Below are 16722 nucleotides of genomic sequence, written 5' to 3'. Positions count from 1 at the left end.
AATGTCGTTTTCAGCCACTGAATCTCCTGATTGATACGCCGAAGGGAGCTGATAAATCGAGGAGGCTGTATTATGTTACACTTCACTCCGGATTATTGATTCCTGCAAAAATGAGTCTTACATTTAAGATATCCCCTCCCTTCAAAAACATTCAATTTTTCCGAAAACTGCAAAACACAAAGTTTTGAGTGGTATTAAATGGTGTTTCGTGTGTTTCTTCCAGGCATTTAATTTTCTCCAGGGATGGCTCCAACAACTCAGTCATTGAACTTTCCGAATATTGTTTGATCTCAATACCGCTGCATTTGGCAGGCCCGCTTTCCGAAAAAGTACCAATTACTACGGTTCCACCCGGTTTTACCGCTTCATTCAGTCCCGACACATAATTTTCGATTTCCTGTTCATGAATCAGAAAGTGAAAGGCCGCACGATCATGCCAAAAGTCAACCGGTTCGTCCAGTTTGAGTGCCGAAGCATCTGCTACGATCCATTTCACAGCATCTGCCTTGTCGCACAAACGTTCTTTTGCACGCTCCAATGCCCTGGCTGAAATATCTACCACTGTCAAATTGGTAAATCCTTCATTTAGCAAATAATCTGTAAAAAAACTGTCTCCACCTCCGATATCTACAATACATGCATCTTTAGGCAGGCACGCTTCTTTCAAAAAGTTCAGGGAGGTTTCCGGTATAGCCTGATACCAGCTTACCTCCTGTAATTTTTTGTTTGTGTAAATCGTTTCCCAATGTTGTTTGCGATCGAATGATTCCATGTGTTTGTTTCTTTGAACCGCAAAAGTATCTCTTTCCCGAATCAATTAGTTTAAAAACAACCAAAAACCCTCCATTTTCAAATTCTCACCAAAGAATTAAGCTCATTCACTCATTTTTCATCCCGATTCACCCCTTTTTATCCCCCGGTAAATTCTACATCCGTACTTTAGCGCCCTCGAAAGGGTTTCGGCTCTTTCCGGATTACAACTTAATCCAATGTTATTGCGTGGTAAGCAAAGAAAAAGCCATCTTCTCTCATCAGAAAATGGCTTTTTTGTTACCCCGAATCCGGATCAGTTTTTTTTCTTCTTGCTCATTGCATTGACAATTTTTTCCCTGTCTGCAGGATTCCAGTTTTCCTGGATATCCAGGTTTACCTTGATCACTTTAACCTTGCAGTTTTGGTTGTTTTTCGCCAGGTCTTCCCACACTTTCACATGGTCTTTGTTTAATTTTCCAGCCCAAACAGCCCAATAAATCAATACATAGAAATCTGCTCCCTGAGGTTCTGAGATCACATTCCCCTGCAAATCGCGGAAATTGATCCATCGGGATGAGAGCGGCAAACTATCGGGCTGGTTATAACTGTTATTCATGTTCAATGCCGGGATAAATTCAAACAATCCGGCATTACAGGAAGTATCTGTTTGCCTGTACTCGACGTATTTTCCGTTCCGGTCGTAAATTGCCGCATCCGGAATACTGTGCCCTTTCAAGGCTGCCGGGAAATGCCGGCTTTCAACAGCCACAATATTGGTTGTATCAAGATCGTATTTCAAAGCACTTTTTTCAATTGTTTTTTGATTCTCCACTTCCGGATCTTTAATCCCGTACATTTTCATCATCAATGGATTACAGCTTTGTAAAAACCAAAAGGAGCCTGCCAGCAGGAATGCCGGTTTTAGTTTGAAGTTTTTTTTGCGCATATCGTATTTTGGTTGTTCTTCTCTATACAAATCTAAATCTAAAAGGTTGCCCGGTTTTAGTTCTTGATCGCGCATCAAAAATAAAGATTGATCCCAGACCAAATGAGATCCGGGATATTTTTCCTCCATACAATCACCCATCCTGAAAATTAGCCGAAGAAATCCCGACATTCACACAATTTCAAGCCCATTTCAACACTTTTTGCATTGATTATAACCCGGGTAGATGTATTTTAGCAACTTGAAAGGGTTTGTAGCGTTTAAAAGGAACTCCTTTCCATATTACAACTTAACCATGCGCAACATTGCGTTGGTTTATAACGAAAAAGCCATTACCTGTTTTTCAGTTAATGGCTTTTTCCATTTCTTGTTTCCGACTCATCAAAAATGAAGAACCACAATCAACTCAAACAGAATTTCGCAGCTATTCCCGAAAACAAGTTCTGCCTATCGTAAAATTCAGGCAAAAATGACTCGGCTAACTCACTAAAAACCAGATAAGAGTAAATCTTCAATTCTAAAAAAAATACAATTAACCAATATTTAACAGCAGAATGCTTGATGATAACTAAACTCTGAATTAGCTTTGCTGCATGAAAAGTTTGCTTATCGGATTTTTTCAATTACTGTGCTTTATCCATGTTTTCGGATCAAGCCAATTGAATAACTATCCCCTCTCTGAAGCAAACAACTCCTTTATCCGTTTTCATCATACAGAGCATTCACACTTCGTAGTTAAACACCACAAGTCGAGCTTTTCGTTTGATTCCAACTCGTCACTTCCGGATGAAGATACCGAGTTGATTTTTGAAAACCTGGAAGAAGAAACAGAGGATCTCGCATCTCAAAGACACCTGGAAAGTAATCAGTACTTTCTTGGAATCCTGTACGACCAATCATTGGATTATTTGTACGGAGACTTAAAAAACCTCACTTTTTGTGATCGTTTGTCTTTTATTGTTTCCAATAGAAGACACGTAGTACTTCAGGTTTTCAGAATATAGAAGACCTGCGGACAGACTCCCGTCGTCCGAGTATTATTTTTCCTTCAGGATTACAATCGTATTTAGTTAAACTTCTGTATCTTGTGAGGAAACAAGTTAAGTATTTGAAACTTAACTCACACATTTTCACTATAAAAACAACTTGTTTAAAAAGTAGACTATTATGAAGAGAGTTCTCATTCTCATGGGCTTGGGTATTGCTGTACTCAGTGCAAGCTGCCATTCAGAAAACGAAGAAAAAGAAGTCAAAACCAAACTGTTGGTAACAAGCCCTTTGCAAAAAGACACCACCATTATCAAAGATTATGTTTGCCAGATCCGTGCCATTCAGCACATTGAAATCAGAGCACTGGAGAAAGGTTATTTGCAAAAGATCTATGTAGACGAAGGGGAATTGGTGAAACAAGGCCAGCTGATGTTCCAGATTATGCCGATGATGTACCAGGCTGAAATGCAAAAGGCTGAGGCTGAAGCAAATTACGCAAAAATTGAGTATTTGAATGCGAAAATGCTAGCTGACAGCAACATCATCTCCAAAAACCAATTGGCGTTGGAAAAAGCGAAATACGATAAGGCAAAAGCAGAATTGTCTTTTGCAAAAGTCCGTTTGGGCTTTACCGAAATCAAGGCTCCGTTTGATGGAATCATGGACCGCTTCCAGGTTCGACTGGGAAGTTTGGTGGATGAAGGCGATTTGCTGACAACCCTTTCAGACAACAGCAAACTGTGGGTTTACTTCAACGTTCCGGAAGCTGAATACCTGAATTTTAAAACGGTAGACAAATCCGACAACATGAAAAACGTGCGCTTGCTGATGGCAAACAACGAATTGTATAAATATCCGGGAGTGGTTGAAACGATCGAAGCAGATTTCAACAATGAAACAGGTAACATTGCCTTCAGAGCAACATTCCCTAGCCCGGAACGATTGCTGAGACACGGTGAAACGGGAAGCATCCAAATGGTTGTTCCGCTTAAAAATGCGATCATCATTCCTCAGAAAGCGACATTCGAAATCCTGGAGAAAAAATACGTTTTTGTCGTAGATAAAGACAATGTGGTGCATTCAAGAGAGATTAACATCCGTTCTGAAATGCCTGATTTATATGTCATCAAGAGCGGTGTGAAGCCTGGTGAAAAAATCTTGCTGGAAGGAATCCGAAAAGTTCGTGACGGAGATAAAATCAACTACAACTATGAAGATCCGGCAAAAGTAATCGCCAATCTGAAAGTGTACACCGAATAATTAAACCGTTAATCCGCTCCAAAAATGTTTAATAAATTCATTCACAGACCCGTGCTGGCGATTGTGCTGTCATTGGTCATCATATTCATGGGGGTACTTGCGATTAGTGGTTTATCTACTTCCCAGTTCCCTGAGATTGCTCCCCCAACCGTTATCGTGCGGGCATCCTATCCGGGAGCAAGTGCAAAAGTATTGACAGAATCCGTTCTCATTCCGCTCGAACAGGCCGTTAACGGTGTTCCCGGGATGAAATACATGACTTCCGATGCCACCAGTGCGGGGGAAGCAAACATCCAGATTATTTTTAACCTGGGTACCGATCCCGATCAGGCCCTCGTACAGGTAAACACACGTATTGCGCAGGTATTGAACCGTTTGCCGGTCCTCGTTCAACGGGAAGGGGTTATCGTGAACCGGATCATGCCAAGTATGTTGATGTACGTGAACTTGTACAGTAAGGATCCGAAGGCCGATATGAAGTTCATCTTCAACGTGGCCGGGGTAAACATGATTCCTGAACTTCAGCGTATCAACGGGATCGGTCAGGCGAGTATCCTCGGTAGCCGCCAGTATGCGATGCGTATCTGGTTGAAACCGGATCGTATGCGTGCCTACAATATCTCGACAGATGAAATCATGGAAGCCCTGAACACACAGAGTGTCATCGGGTCTCCGGGACGTATCGGTCGAAGTGACGGGAAGCGTGCAGAAGCATTGGAATACGTATTGACCTACAAAGGTCGTTTCAACGAAGCCGACGAATACAAAAACGTGATTATCCGCTCCAATCCGGACGGGGAAATCCTGCGCCTGAAAGATGTTGCGAACGTGGAACTCGGAAGTGAGTACTACGATATCTACTCTAACAAGGATGAATATCCGTCTGCGGCGATCGTATTGAAACAAACTTATGGAAGTAACGCGACGGTCGTTATTGAAAAAGTAAAAGAGAAACTGGAAGAGCTGAAAGAAACTTCCTTCCCTCCTGGAATGGATTACGAGATCAGTTATGACGTTTCCAACTTCCTCGATGCATCCATCGAAAAAGTAATCCACACCCTGGGTGAAGCGTTCATTCTGGTAGCATTGGTTGTATTCATCTTCCTCGGAGACTTGCGCTCCACCCTGATTCCGACCATCGCCGTTCCGGTTTCATTGATCGGAGCCTTCATGTTCATGCAGCTATTCGGTCTGACTATTAACCTCATTACCTTGTTTGCACTCGTATTGGCGATCGGTATTGTGGTCGATGACGCGATTGTCGTCGTGGAGGCCGTGCACGCCAAGATGGAAGAAGAACATCTTTCGCCTTACCAGGCGGTGAAAAAGGTACTCAAGGAAATCAGCGGGGCCGTTATTGCGATTACCTTATTGATGACCGCGGTATTCGTTCCGGTTGCTTTCATGACCGGTCCGGTGGGGATCTTCTACCGCCAGTTTGCGATCACGATGGCTACTTCCATTGTCCTCTCTGGTTTGGTGGCATTGACGCTGACTCCGGTTCTTTGTGCGATGTTATTGAAAAACACACACGGACAGCCGCGTAAGAAGACGATTGTGAACCGTTTCCTTGACAGCTTCAACAGAGGTTTTGAAAAAGTGACCGGGAAATATGTCGGCTTGCTGCGAAGAATCGTAAACAGAAGAGTTGTCACATTCGCAATCCTGCTCGCTTTCGGAATCGGAATTGTCGGAATCAACGAAAAACTGCCTTCCGGGTTCATCCCGAGTGAAGACCAGGGAATGATCTACGCAATTATCCAGACTCCTCCGGGATCTACCCTGGAACGAACAAACGATATTGCGCGTAAACTTCAGGCCATTGCCGAAAAAGTGCCGGGAATCAAATCCGTTTCCGCATTGGCGGGTTATGAGGTATTGACAGAAGGTCGCGGATCCAATGCCGGAACCTGTTTGATCAACCTGGATCCGTGGTCGGAACGGAAGCACAATGTACAGGAAATCATTTACGAACTCGAAGAGAAAGCAAAAGTGATTCCGGGAGCAACCATCGAGTTCTTCGACCCGCCGGCAGTACCGGGTTATGGTGCGGCAGGAGGTTTTACCCTTCAGTTGCTGGATAAAACCAACACCGGGGATTACAAGGAACTGGAAAAAGTGAACACGGAGTACATGAACGCACTCAGAAAGCGTAAAGAAATTACCGGTTTGTTTACATTCTATAGTGCGAATTATCCGCAGTACGAGTTGCAGATCAACAATGATTTGGCCATGCAGAAAGGAGTTTCCATCGGAAATGCGATGAACACCCTCTCCATTCTCATCGGTAGTACCTACGAACTCGGTTTCATCAAGTACCAGCGTTTCTTCAAGGTATTCGTTCAGGCATCGCCGGAATACAGAAGATTGCCGGAAGACATCATGAAACTGTACGTGAAAAACGACCGCGGTGAAATGGTTCCGTTCTCGGCGTTCATGAAGATTGTAAAATCTCAGGGAGCGAACGAGATCAACCGTTACAACATGTATACAACCGCTTCCATTCGTGGTTCTGCTGCAAAAGGCTACAGTTCCGGTGAAGCGATTAAAGCCGCACAGGAAGTTGCTAAAGAAGTCTTGCCGAAAGGGTATGACATCGACTGGGGAGGACTATCCAAGGATGAGGTAATGCGTGGAAACGAGGCGTTGTATATTTTCATCGTCGTATTGATCTTCGTTTACTTCGTACTCGCTGCGCAATATGAAAGCTTCATCATTCCGCTGGCGGTAATCTTCTCGCTTCCTGCCGGAATCTTCGGTTCCTTCCTCTTACTGAAAGTGATGGGACTGGAAAACAACATCTACGCTCAGGTAGGATTAGTCATGCTCGTCGGTCTCTTAGGTAAGAACGCCGTCCTGATCGTGGAATTTGCGATGCAGAAACACCACGAAGGAATCAGCGTTCTCGAAGCGGCGATCGAAGGTGCGAAAGTCCGTTTCCGTCCGATTTTGATGACATCCTTTGCATTCATCGCGGGATTGGTTCCGCTGGTAGTTGCAACCGGACCGGGAGCAATCGGTAACCGCACGATCGGAGCCTGTGCACTCGGAGGAATGTTCTTCGGTACTATTTTCGGGGTAATCATTGTTCCGGGATTGTACTACATTTTCGGAAGTCTTGCCGACGGACGAAAACTGATTAAAAACGAAGATGACAGTTCTTTGACAGAAGATTTCGTTCATGCAATTGACAATTTCCCAACAACCGATGAAAACAATGAAGAAAATGAGCACTAATAACAGATTGGGCAGTTGGATTCTGATTGCCGGTCTGGCGGTATCGCTTGCAGGATGTAAAGACCTGAAGCTGGCTACCAAAACGGAAAATACCTATACTCCTGCGAACTATGGTGGTTCGCAGGACACTCTGAACTCTGCGGCGACGTCCTGGAATCATTTTTTCAAAGATCAGAACCTGATCACGCTGATCGATACAGCTTTGAAAAACAACCAGGAGTTGAACATCATGATGCAGGAAATCAACATTGCGAAAGCAGAAGTGAGAGCCAAAAAGGGAGAATTCCTTCCTTCAGCGAACCTGCAAGTTGGCGCCGGAGTTGACAAGGTCGGAAGATACACCCGGAACGGAGCTTTGGAAGCAAACAACGAAATTGCTCCGGGGAAAGAATTCCCGGAACCGATGTCGGACCTGCTTGTCGGAGTGAATGCTTCCTGGGAAGTGGATATCTGGCGAAAACTCCGCAACTCGAGAGATGCAGCCGCAAACCGTTACCTGGCTTCCGTGGAAGGTAAAAACTTCATGGTGACGCACCTGGTTTCGGAAATCGCGAATTCGTATTACGAACTGATTGCTTTGGACAACAAACTGGAAATCCTGAACCAAACGATTACCATCCAGAGTGATGCCTTGCAGATCGTGAAAATGCAGAAGGTAGCCGGAATGGTTTCGGAATTGGCGGTTAAAAAGTTTGAGGCGGAGGTGTTGAAAAACCAAAGCCACGTGTACTACATCAAACAGTCGATTATCGAAGCTGAAAACCGCATCAATTTCCTGGTGGGAAGATTCCCGCAGCCGGTGCAGCGAAATTCGGCTAATTTCACCGATTTGGTTCCCGACACGATTTACTCCGGGGTTCCGTCTCAGTTGCTTCAAAACAGACCGGATATCCGCAAAGCAGAATTGGAGTTGGTTGCAACGAAGTTCGACCTGAAAGCAGCACGTGCAGATTTCTATCCGTCGTTGCGTTTAACAGCAGGTGCAGGATTCAACGCTTTCAATGCGCAGTATTTCATCAAAGCTCCACAGTCCCTGATTTACAATATTGCAGGTGATTTGGTAGCTCCGCTGATCAACAGAAATGCGATCAAAGCGAAGTACTTCTCTGCAAATGCCAAACAGATTCAGGCGGCTTACAATTATGAAAAAACGATTTTAAACGGTTACATTGAAACGGTTAACACGCTTTCCATGATCAGTAACCTGAAAAAGAGTTACGAGCTGAAAACTCAGCAAGTTCAGGCGTTGACGCAGTCCATTACGATTTCCACCAATTTGTTCAGCAATGCACGGGCAGATTACATGGAAGTGTTGATGACGCAGCGCGATGCCGTAGAATCCAAGTTCGAGCTGATTGAAATGAAACAACAACAGCTCAGCAGCTGGATTATGATGTACCAGGCTTTAGGTGGTGGCTGGAAATAAGCAAACCCAGTCATAATAGTCTACAAGAAGGCATCCGTTCTGCGGGTGCCTTTTTTGGTTTTTAGAGTTTCATTGATAGAATTCGGAGTACGTTGAAGCAGTCTGAAGTCTAAACGGTTTGAATTTTCTTCGAGGCGATTGCATGTTCGCGATATTGCGAACAGCCCAGTATCAGCAGGACTTTTAGAGTGATTTCAAGTACAAAATCCTTCTGATTGTTTAGTCTGAAGCAACACACCAACTCCCCTATCTTCAAAACTGCCACAAAATGACCTGATTCCTTTAAAGAATTGTTAAAACACCCCATTAAGCACCCTCCTACTGCCAGATTTCCTGTATTATTGCCATCGTTATTAATTGTCGCAAACTATGTCTATGAAATACTTCATTCTAATTGCAGCCCTTGCTTTTACCAAAATCACCACCGCACAAACTTCTCCCGAATGGAATTCAGCCGAAATCCTCCAGGGAATCAAAAAACTCAACACGGTAGGCTCCGTTTTGTACGTTGCGGCCCACCCAGACGATGAAAACACGCGTTTACTCGGCTACCTCGCAAAAGAAAAAAACCTCCGTACCGGATATTTGTCACTAACACGCGGAGACGGCGGACAAAACCTCATCGGGAAAGAACAAGGCGAAGCGTTGGGATTGATCCGTACACAGGAATTACTCGCAGCACGCAGAACAGACGGAGCAGAACAGTTTTTCACGCGTGCAAACGATTTCGGGTTCTCGAAAAATCCGGAAGAAACGTTTACCATCTGGGAAAAAGAACAAATTCTGTCAGACGTCGTTCTGGCAATCAGAAGATTCAAACCGGATGTGATCATTTGCCGTTTCCCAACTACCGGTGAAGGCGGCCATGGACACCACACTGCCTCTGCCATTCTTGCACTGGAAGCATTCGATCTGGCAGCAGACCCGACCAAATTCCCGGAACAACTCAAAGAAACACAGGTATGGCAGGCAAAGCGCATTTTGTGGAACACGTTTAATTTCGGAGGAAACAATACCACTTCCCCGGATCAATTGAAACTGGACGTAGGAACCTTTAATCCCTTACTCGGACTGAGTTACGGAGAAGTTGCCGCCAACAGCCGTTCCATGCACAAAAGCCAGGGATTCGGTTCAGCCCGTCAGCGTGGCGAAAGCATCGAATTTTTCAAATTACTGAAAGGTGCTCCGGTTGAAAAAGACCTGTTCGAAGACATCAATACTTCCTGGAAGCGTTTTGCAGAAACAGCCAAACTGGACGAACTGATTACCAAATGCATCACCGAATTTAACCCTCAGCAACCCCAAAACTCACTGACCGCACTCGGAGCAATTTACCGTTCCATTCAAAGTGTGAGCGATAAAGACCCGGCAATCCGCTATTGGAAAACAATCAAAGCGGCAGCCTGCCAGGAGCTGATTCTCCAATGTGCCGGTTTGTGGATGGAAGCAACAACTGCCGAATACAGTGCCGTTCCCGGAAACGAGATCAGTATTTCAGCACAGATCATTCAACGCAACCCGGGAACTGTTCAACTCAAATCCATCGATTTTCCTGGTAAAAACACCAAAAATACGGCTCTACAACTGACTCAAAACAAATTGGAAACGGTTGATCAGAAGGAAACGCTGGACAAATCAACTCCTTATTCTGCACCATACTGGCTCACGGAACCGCACAGCATCGGGATGTATACTGTCAAAAACACGGAATGGATCGGTGCTCCGGAGAATAACAACGCTTTGAAAGTGGTTTATCACATCAGCATTGACGGAAATGAGTTCAACATTGAACGACCATTGGTTTTTAAATCGACGGATCCGGTGAAAGGCGAAGTATATCGTCCGTTTGAGATCCTTCCTCCGGTAACGGTGAGTATTTCCGACCCCGTATATGTTTTCAGTTCCGCAACAGCAAAAGAAGTTTCTTTCACGGTGAAAGCCAATACGCCGAAAGTAGACGGAACCCTGAAAGTGAAGGTTCCTGCAGGCTGGAAAATCACGATTCAAAACCCGGAGCTTCACCTGGCAAATAAAGGCGACGAGCAAATCATCAAAGCAACGCTTACTCCTGAAAAGAACGGAAAAGACGGAATGCTTCAGGCATCAGTAACTATTGACGGAACGGATTACACCAAAAGCATCACCCGCATCGAATACGATCATATCCCCTACCAGTTTTTCCTCACGGATGCTCAGGCGAAAATCGTATTCCTGGATTTGAAGAAAACGGGAACTAAAATCGGGTACATTCCGGGAGCGGGAGACAACATTCCTGCCTGTCTGACTCAAATCGGGTACGACGTGACCATCCTGACAGATGAATTGCTTGCAAAAGAAGACCTGAGCGTGTATTCCAGTATCGTAACGGGTGTGCGCACATATAACACGAACAACCGCATGCCGGTTTATTACGACAAATTGATGGCTTATGTACAACAGGGAGGAAACCTGGTGGTTCAGTACAATACCAATAACCGCATTGCGCCGATGGAAACGAAAATAGGTCCGTATCCTTTTACGATCTCCAGAGACCGCGTAACGGATGATAATGCCAAAGTGGATTTCCTGAATCCAAAACACCCGGTTTTGAATACTCCGAATGTCATTACACAAAAAGATTTTGAAGGATGGGTACAGGAACGTGGTATTTACTTTGCCACGCAGCTGGACGAACATTACGAAACGATTTTTTCGATGCATGACCCAAACGAAGAAGCTCATAAGGGAAGTTTGATTATTTCCAAGTATGGAAAAGGAAACTTTGTTTATACCGGATTGGTGTTCTTCCGCGAGCTTCCTGCCGGAATTCCGGGAGCATACCGTTTATTTGTGAATTTGCTGAGTCTTCCTCAAAACAAGTAAATCACATACCGGATAAAGCATTTGCAAGAGTCGAATGAACAATAAAAGAATTGTTTTGAATTTAATCCAAGCCAACACATGACTGACGAAGAAAAATCAAAAAACTGGAACTGGGCATACGCCGGAGTCATAGGTGCACTGGCAGCGTTCATCGCATGCTTTTATTTCTTCACTAAACACTTCTCATGAGCGGAATTGACTGGATAGTCCTCATTATTACCTTGTTGGCCGTAATCGGTTACGGTCTGTACAAAAGTAAAAGTGAAAAAACGCTGGACGGCTATTTCAAGAGCAGTAATTCCATGAGCTGGCTGTTGATCCTGCTTTCTATTATGGGAACTCAGGCCAGTGCGATTACTTTTTTATCGGCCCCGGGTCAGGCTTACACCGACGGAATGCGCTTTGTGCAGTATTACTTCGGGTTGCCGCTCGCCATGGTGGTTTTGTGTGTGACGTTTATTCCGATTTATCACAAACTCAAGGTGTTTACCGCTTACGAATACCTCGAACAGCGCTTTGACCTGAAAACGCGTTCACTGGCTTCCATTCTCTTTTTGGTTCAGCGGGCGCTTTCAACCGGTATCAGCATCTATGCCCCTTCGATTATTTTAGCATCGTTACTCGGTTGGAACATTTATTATACCAACCTGGTCATGGGAGGATTCCTGATCATTTATACCGTTGCGGGAGGAACCAAAGCGGTTACGTACACCCAAATGCAGCAGCTGATCGTGGTGTTTATCGGGATGTTCCTGGCCGGTTACCTCGTGGTTCATATGCTTCCGAAAGATGTGAGTTTTACGGATGCACTGCATGTTGCCGGAAAAATGGGAAAACTGAATGTGATTGAAACCAAAATCGATGTCACGGACTCGGAATGGTGGAAAGATAAATACAATATCTGGAGCGGATTGATCGGTGGATTCTTCCTGGCTCTCTCCTACTTCGGGACGGACCAATCTCAGGTGGGGCGCTATCTGACGGCTAAAAACACCAAAGAAAGCCGTACAGGACTGCTCATGAACGGTTTGGTGAAAGTTCCGATGCAGTTCCTGATTCTACTGGTGGGAAGTTTGGTTTTTGTGTTCTATCTCTTCTACCAGGCCCCGATTTTCTTCAATCAAAAAGAGGTTGATAAAGTATTGCAGTCCGAATACAAACACGATTTTCAACGTTTGCAGTCTAAAAATGACTCGCTGAACGGGCTTCGCAAAGAGCAAACCACGCTGATGGCTGAAGCGCTGCACAACGAAGATCAGGCACAAGTCAAAACCCTGCAGGCCGGATTACTGCAATTGGAAACGGAAACCCAAACCGTACGCGAAGATGCGGTTGCGCTAATGAAAAAAGCAGACAAGACCGCTGATACAAACGATACCAATTACATCTTTTTGTATTTCGTAGTCGAGAACCTGCCAAAAGGATTGATCGGACTGCTCATCGCGATGATTTTCCTGGCCGCCTGGGGAAGTATTGCGGCTGCGTTGAATTCACTTGCCTCCACCACGGTGATTGATTTGTACAAACGCATGTGGGTGAAAGATCAGAGTGAACTCCATTATTACAAGGCTTCCCGCTGGTTCACGTTCGGCTGGGGATTGTTTGCCATTGCCACGGCGATGTTTGCCAGTAAACTCGGGAGTTTGATCGAAGCGGTGAATGTACTCGGGTCGTTGTTTTACGGAACCATCCTGGGAATTTTCCTCGTGGCATTTTACTTGAAGCGCATCGGTGGAAAAGCCGTTTTCTGGGGTGCAATCATCACGGAAATCATTGTGATCTGGATTTATGCGATTGACGTGATTTCATTCCTGTGGCTGAATGTGATCGGATGTTTGCTGGTGTTGATTATTGCCGCGTTTATTCAATTACTGGTAAAAGAGCAGAAGGTGGTGACGGAGGAATAAAATCTCCCGCAGATTTCGCGGATTACGCAGATAGATGTTCACAGAAAGAAACTTCACGTTCTTTACGCCTTTGTGGTTCAATTTCACGTATAGACGATTCTTTTCAACGGTTTCTGAAAACAAAAAGTCCCGCCAAACACGGCAGGACTTCTCTTCGATATCTGTTACGATCTTCTTATTTGTTATCAGCGATCAATTTAGTCGCTAAAGCAACGTAATCTTCGTTTTTCGCTTCTTTTGCCAATGCAATGGTTTTCTCTGCACTTGCTTTTCCGGCAGCTTTGTCTTTGGAAGCATATTCGATTTTTGCTTTCAACAGGAACATGTAAAACGCTTTCGGATTCTCATCTGTAGCTTTATTTACCCATGTCAAAGCCTGGTTCAAATCTTTTCCGTTTTCGAAATAGTATGTTGCAGCTCTGAAGTATTCAGGCTTGTCTGACTTCATGGACTCGTCGATGCTTTTCATCACGCGTGCATCGATATCTGTTGTAATTTTCAACGGAACCAATGTGTTTTCCCATGAAATAGTCAATGTTGCTTCCGTAGGCAGGATGTTGTCTACGTTGATTGTAAATGATTCTACTTTTGCAGCTGTTTTAGCAGGCTTTACTTTGAAACGCGCTACTTCGTTTTCAGTTTTGTAATCTCCCACGTTTCCGTTCAGGGTCAAATCTGAATACAACATGACTTCCCAGGAGTCTTTATTCGGAACAGAGTACAAACCGTATGTACCGGCTTTCACTTCTTTTCCTTCGATTTTAACGTTGTCTGTAAAGGTGATTTTCGTAGTACCGTTTGCCCCGGTTCTCCATACTTTTCCGTAAGGAACAACGTCTCCGAAGATCGTACGGCCTTTTGCCACCGGGCGTGAATACTCAACAGTTATTTCACCCAACCCGAATTTTTGTGTCGTTGTTTGCAATGGACTAGGTGCCGGTACTGTAATTTTTTGAGCAACGGAATTCAGGGTGATCATTCCAAACGCCAGGAACAACAATGCTTTACTTGTTTTTTTGATTTTCATACTACGTCTATTTTTGAAATTTTTCACACTAAAAATAGTGCTTATTTGTCAAGACAGGGTTTAATTAACGTTTAATTAAAGATCCAACAGCCCGATTCCGGGTTATTCTTCCGGTTCGTCGATGAGTTCTGCATGACTCTTTTTCCGTTCCATGCGGCGAATAATGAAACCGGAACCGAAAAAACCTACAAGCCAGCAGCCTGCTTTGTAAGAAAGTGAGCGCATGAGTTCCCAGATCGTTAAATGACATGTCTTATTCAAATATTCCCAAAAAGTAGCATAATTGGATTCTTTGATGCATTCCGGAACATTTTTCATGTCCCCAAAATCCGGATGATCGTGGTAATAATAAAACTGGTACCGGGAATGCAGTACGGAAAAAACGAGAAAAACCAGGATCAGGAGGATAATGATTTTCTTGCTCAACGCCAGTCGGTGTACCAAAAAACGGCACAAAGATGCAATCAGGACAAGAAGTACGAGCTGGACTACATAAGAATCAACATGCGTTGAAAACAAATCACTTAGTATGTACGCTAAAATACTGGCAGTCTTTCCAAGCATCAATCCCGTTGTTGCCGCGATAGCAAACAACAGTATATTCAACGCTCTTTTTTTCAATGTCATGGGAAATACCTTCCGATTCTGCTAAAATAGCATTTGCTTCCCGATTCTTTGCGGACGATCTCATTTTTGAAACAGAAACACATCCATTCTTCGGAAATCCGGTGAAAATTTGCCAATTTCAACTCCGGAATCCTCCTAAGCAGTTCTCTTTACACTTCATACAACACTCAATTTATGTCCCAGGTATTTGCAGATAAAGTCATTGAATTTAACCGCCAGCTACATTATTCCGGAAAATTACCTGCGGGATTCCAGGTTATGAATCCCTACCTCGACAATCCGGAAACCATGGTGGTCATGAAACAGTTCTACCAGAAATACTACAACGACTCCAATCAGCGGCGGTTCATTATCGGGATTAATCCGAGCCGGAACGGAGCCGGTGTAACCGGAGTACCTTTTACGGACACCAAGCGGCTGGAGCAAGTTTGCGGCATCAAAATGGAATCTGCCTACACCCACGAGGTTTCTTCTGTTTTTATCTACGACCTGATTGCTGCTTTCGGCGGTCCGGTTGATTTCTACAAGGAATTCTACATCAACTCCCCTTTTCCGCTTGCCATTGTGCGGGAAACACCGGACAGGAAATGGCTCAACGCCAACTATTACGATGACCCCGCTTTGTTTGAACAGGTCAAAGAGTTTATGGTCGATTCGTTAAAAAAGCACATCAGCCTGGGACTCGACACATCGGAAGTGTTTGTTTTAGGCAAAAAAAATGCCGATTTTCTCCGAAAACTCAATGCCCGCGAAAAGTTGTTCGACCAACTAACCGTACTGGATCACCCGCGCTACATCCAGCAGTACAAACTGAAGGATCGCCAGTTGTATATTGACCGGTATTTGTTGGCGTTTCATCCAAATGATTAATGTAAACACTTTGATTGATGTAGTACAGTCATCTTATGATTACAGAAATCTATAATTCTTTTTTTTGAAATTCAAATGTTTGCTAGTGATTCCTTGTCATAAAGGGAACAACACCCTTCCTGCATTTATATCTTCCTGATAAACGATATTTCCATTTAATAAAATTCCATCTTCAGTAACGTCCTCATGATGTTCATCATCCAAAACAATTGCCCCTCCAAGTTCTTCAATTTTCATTTTTAGATCTCTTAAAAAACTATTAAACCGGGGAGTAATTCGATAAGCATAAAACAGGTTATCTATAGGAGGTTCAAAGTTAACCGGGTTGTTATTTTCATCCGTACCATATATAATTTTGTCATTCCAAATAGTACTTCGGGAAGCTATTGAAACGGTTATTTGTCTCTCCCAATTACTTAATTGGGAAAGTTCATTATAATTACTATCAATGATCCCAGGATGGATATATAAATAACTAGAAAATCCTTGTGGATAAAACTCAAGCTTACCATTACAATCCGGTAGTGCAATGACCATTTTTTCCAGGGAAGTATCCGGAAATTGCTCAAAATCCAGTAAACCTAACCACTCACGATTACGGTTAAAAAAACAATTTTGTCTACGTTTTACATACTCTTCTATCAAATCCTGATCTTCGAGTTTAAATAGTTCATATTTTGCTCCTATCGAAAGAAACCAATGATCCAAATCCAATATTTTTTTCGAAAAATCAGAATGCTTTACAGTTAGCTTTATCGTATACCAAAAAGCGTAATAATTATCTATTTCCTTTTTCCAGAAGTACTTTTTCATATGT

General features: G+C 43.8%; 12 protein-coding genes. 7 read left to right on the top strand and 5 right to left on the bottom strand.

The genetic code is table 11. The features are described from left to right. Positions 1–151: 151 nt before the first annotated feature. Both ABDV94_RS01495 and ABDV94_RS01490 read right to left on the bottom strand, forming a co-directional pair. Positions 152–772 (bottom strand): class I SAM-dependent methyltransferase, encoded by a 621-nt coding sequence (locus ABDV94_RS01495; protein ID WP_343604148.1) that lies wholly within the window; start codon positions 770–772, stop codon positions 152–154. A 294-nt stretch (positions 773–1066) separates the two neighbouring features. Next, positions 1067–1699, bottom strand: coding sequence for a hypothetical protein (locus ABDV94_RS01490; RefSeq protein WP_343604147.1), 633 nt, complete (start codon positions 1697–1699; stop codon positions 1067–1069). Between the two features lie 593 nt (positions 1700–2292). On the opposite strand from ABDV94_RS01490, the gene ABDV94_RS01485 reads away from it, so the two are divergent. From ABDV94_RS01485 to ABDV94_RS01460, 6 genes are all read left to right on the top strand, one after another. Beyond that, positions 2293–2703, top strand: a complete 411-nt coding sequence (locus tag ABDV94_RS01485; protein WP_343604146.1) for a hypothetical protein — start codon at positions 2293–2295, stop codon at positions 2701–2703. Positions 2704–2866: 163 nt separating this feature from the next. Further along, complete coding sequence (locus ABDV94_RS01480; protein ID WP_343604144.1) at positions 2867–3949, top strand: efflux RND transporter periplasmic adaptor subunit; 1083 nt, start codon at positions 2867–2869, stop codon at positions 3947–3949. A gap of 24 nt (positions 3950–3973) precedes the next feature. Beyond that, positions 3974–7186 carry an efflux RND transporter permease subunit gene (locus ABDV94_RS01475; RefSeq protein WP_343604143.1) on the top strand — a complete coding sequence of 1071 codons (3213 nt, stop codon included), beginning with the start codon at positions 3974–3976 and terminating at the stop codon, positions 7184–7186. Beyond that, positions 7176–8612: an efflux transporter outer membrane subunit gene (locus tag ABDV94_RS01470; protein WP_343604141.1), complete on the top strand. Its 1437-nt coding sequence runs from the start codon at positions 7176–7178 to the stop codon at positions 8610–8612. The genes ABDV94_RS01475 and ABDV94_RS01470 overlap by 11 nt, the downstream gene beginning before the upstream one ends. 375 nt (positions 8613–8987) lie before the next feature. Further along, positions 8988–11474, top strand: coding sequence for a PIG-L family deacetylase (locus ABDV94_RS01465; RefSeq protein ID WP_343604139.1), 2487 nt, complete (start codon positions 8988–8990; stop codon positions 11472–11474). A 185-nt stretch (positions 11475–11659) separates the two neighbouring features. Beyond that, a complete protein-coding gene (locus ABDV94_RS01460) occupies positions 11660–13381 on the top strand; it encodes a sodium:solute symporter (RefSeq protein WP_343604138.1) in 1722 nt (573 codons plus the stop codon). A 175-nt stretch (positions 13382–13556) separates the two neighbouring features. Here the strand turns inward: ABDV94_RS01460 and ABDV94_RS01455 are convergent, their stop codons facing one another. Continuing rightward, positions 13557–14408 (bottom strand): DUF2911 domain-containing protein, encoded by an 852-nt coding sequence (locus ABDV94_RS01455; protein ID WP_343604137.1) that lies wholly within the window; start codon positions 14406–14408, stop codon positions 13557–13559. A gap of 102 nt (positions 14409–14510) precedes the next feature. Further along, positions 14511–15035: a hypothetical protein gene (locus tag ABDV94_RS01450; protein WP_343604135.1), complete on the bottom strand. Its 525-nt coding sequence runs from the start codon at positions 15033–15035 to the stop codon at positions 14511–14513. Positions 15036–15209: 174 nt separating this feature from the next. Here ABDV94_RS01450 and ABDV94_RS01445 point away from each other — a divergent pair, with 174 nt between their 5' ends. Continuing rightward, positions 15210–15905, top strand: a complete 696-nt coding sequence (locus ABDV94_RS01445) for an SMUG2 DNA glycosylase family protein (RefSeq protein ID WP_343604133.1) — start codon at positions 15210–15212, stop codon at positions 15903–15905. A gap of 96 nt (positions 15906–16001) precedes the next feature. Here the strand turns inward: ABDV94_RS01445 and ABDV94_RS01440 are convergent, their stop codons facing one another. Further along, complete coding sequence (locus ABDV94_RS01440; protein WP_343604131.1) at positions 16002–16718, bottom strand: hypothetical protein; 717 nt, start codon at positions 16716–16718, stop codon at positions 16002–16004. Between the last annotated feature and the right edge of the window lie 4 nt (positions 16719–16722).

The sequence above is a fragment of the Fluviicola sp. genome, from assembly GCF_039596355.1.
Taxonomy (GTDB): domain Bacteria; phylum Bacteroidota; class Bacteroidia; order Flavobacteriales_D; family Crocinitomicaceae; genus Fluviicola.
The sequence above is the reverse complement of the archived record's forward strand: the minus strand, read 5'-3'. Positions and strand labels throughout refer to the sequence as shown.

Coding starts and splice junctions, on each gene's coding strand:
- ABDV94_RS01485 (WP_343604146.1), top strand. CDS start 2,293: ATGAAAAGTTTGCTTATCGGATTTTTTCAATTACTGTGCTTTATCCAT.
- ABDV94_RS01440 (WP_343604131.1), bottom strand. CDS start 16,718: ATGAAAAAGTACTTCTGGAAAAAGGAAATAGATAATTATTACGCTTTT.
- ABDV94_RS01445 (WP_343604133.1), top strand. CDS start 15,210: ATGTCCCAGGTATTTGCAGATAAAGTCATTGAATTTAACCGCCAGCTA.
- ABDV94_RS01455 (WP_343604137.1), bottom strand. CDS start 14,408: ATGAAAATCAAAAAAACAAGTAAAGCATTGTTGTTCCTGGCGTTTGGA.
- ABDV94_RS01480 (WP_343604144.1), top strand. CDS start 2,867: ATGAAGAGAGTTCTCATTCTCATGGGCTTGGGTATTGCTGTACTCAGT.
- ABDV94_RS01490 (WP_343604147.1), bottom strand. CDS start 1,699: ATGCGCAAAAAAAACTTCAAACTAAAACCGGCATTCCTGCTGGCAGGC.
- ABDV94_RS01475 (WP_343604143.1), top strand. CDS start 3,974: ATGTTTAATAAATTCATTCACAGACCCGTGCTGGCGATTGTGCTGTCA.
- ABDV94_RS01470 (WP_343604141.1), top strand. CDS start 7,176: ATGAGCACTAATAACAGATTGGGCAGTTGGATTCTGATTGCCGGTCTG.
- ABDV94_RS01460 (WP_343604138.1), top strand. CDS start 11,660: ATGAGCGGAATTGACTGGATAGTCCTCATTATTACCTTGTTGGCCGTA.
- ABDV94_RS01450 (WP_343604135.1), bottom strand. CDS start 15,035: ATGACATTGAAAAAAAGAGCGTTGAATATACTGTTGTTTGCTATCGCG.
- ABDV94_RS01465 (WP_343604139.1), top strand. CDS start 8,988: ATGAAATACTTCATTCTAATTGCAGCCCTTGCTTTTACCAAAATCACC.
- ABDV94_RS01495 (WP_343604148.1), bottom strand. CDS start 772: ATGGAATCATTCGATCGCAAACAACATTGGGAAACGATTTACACAAAC.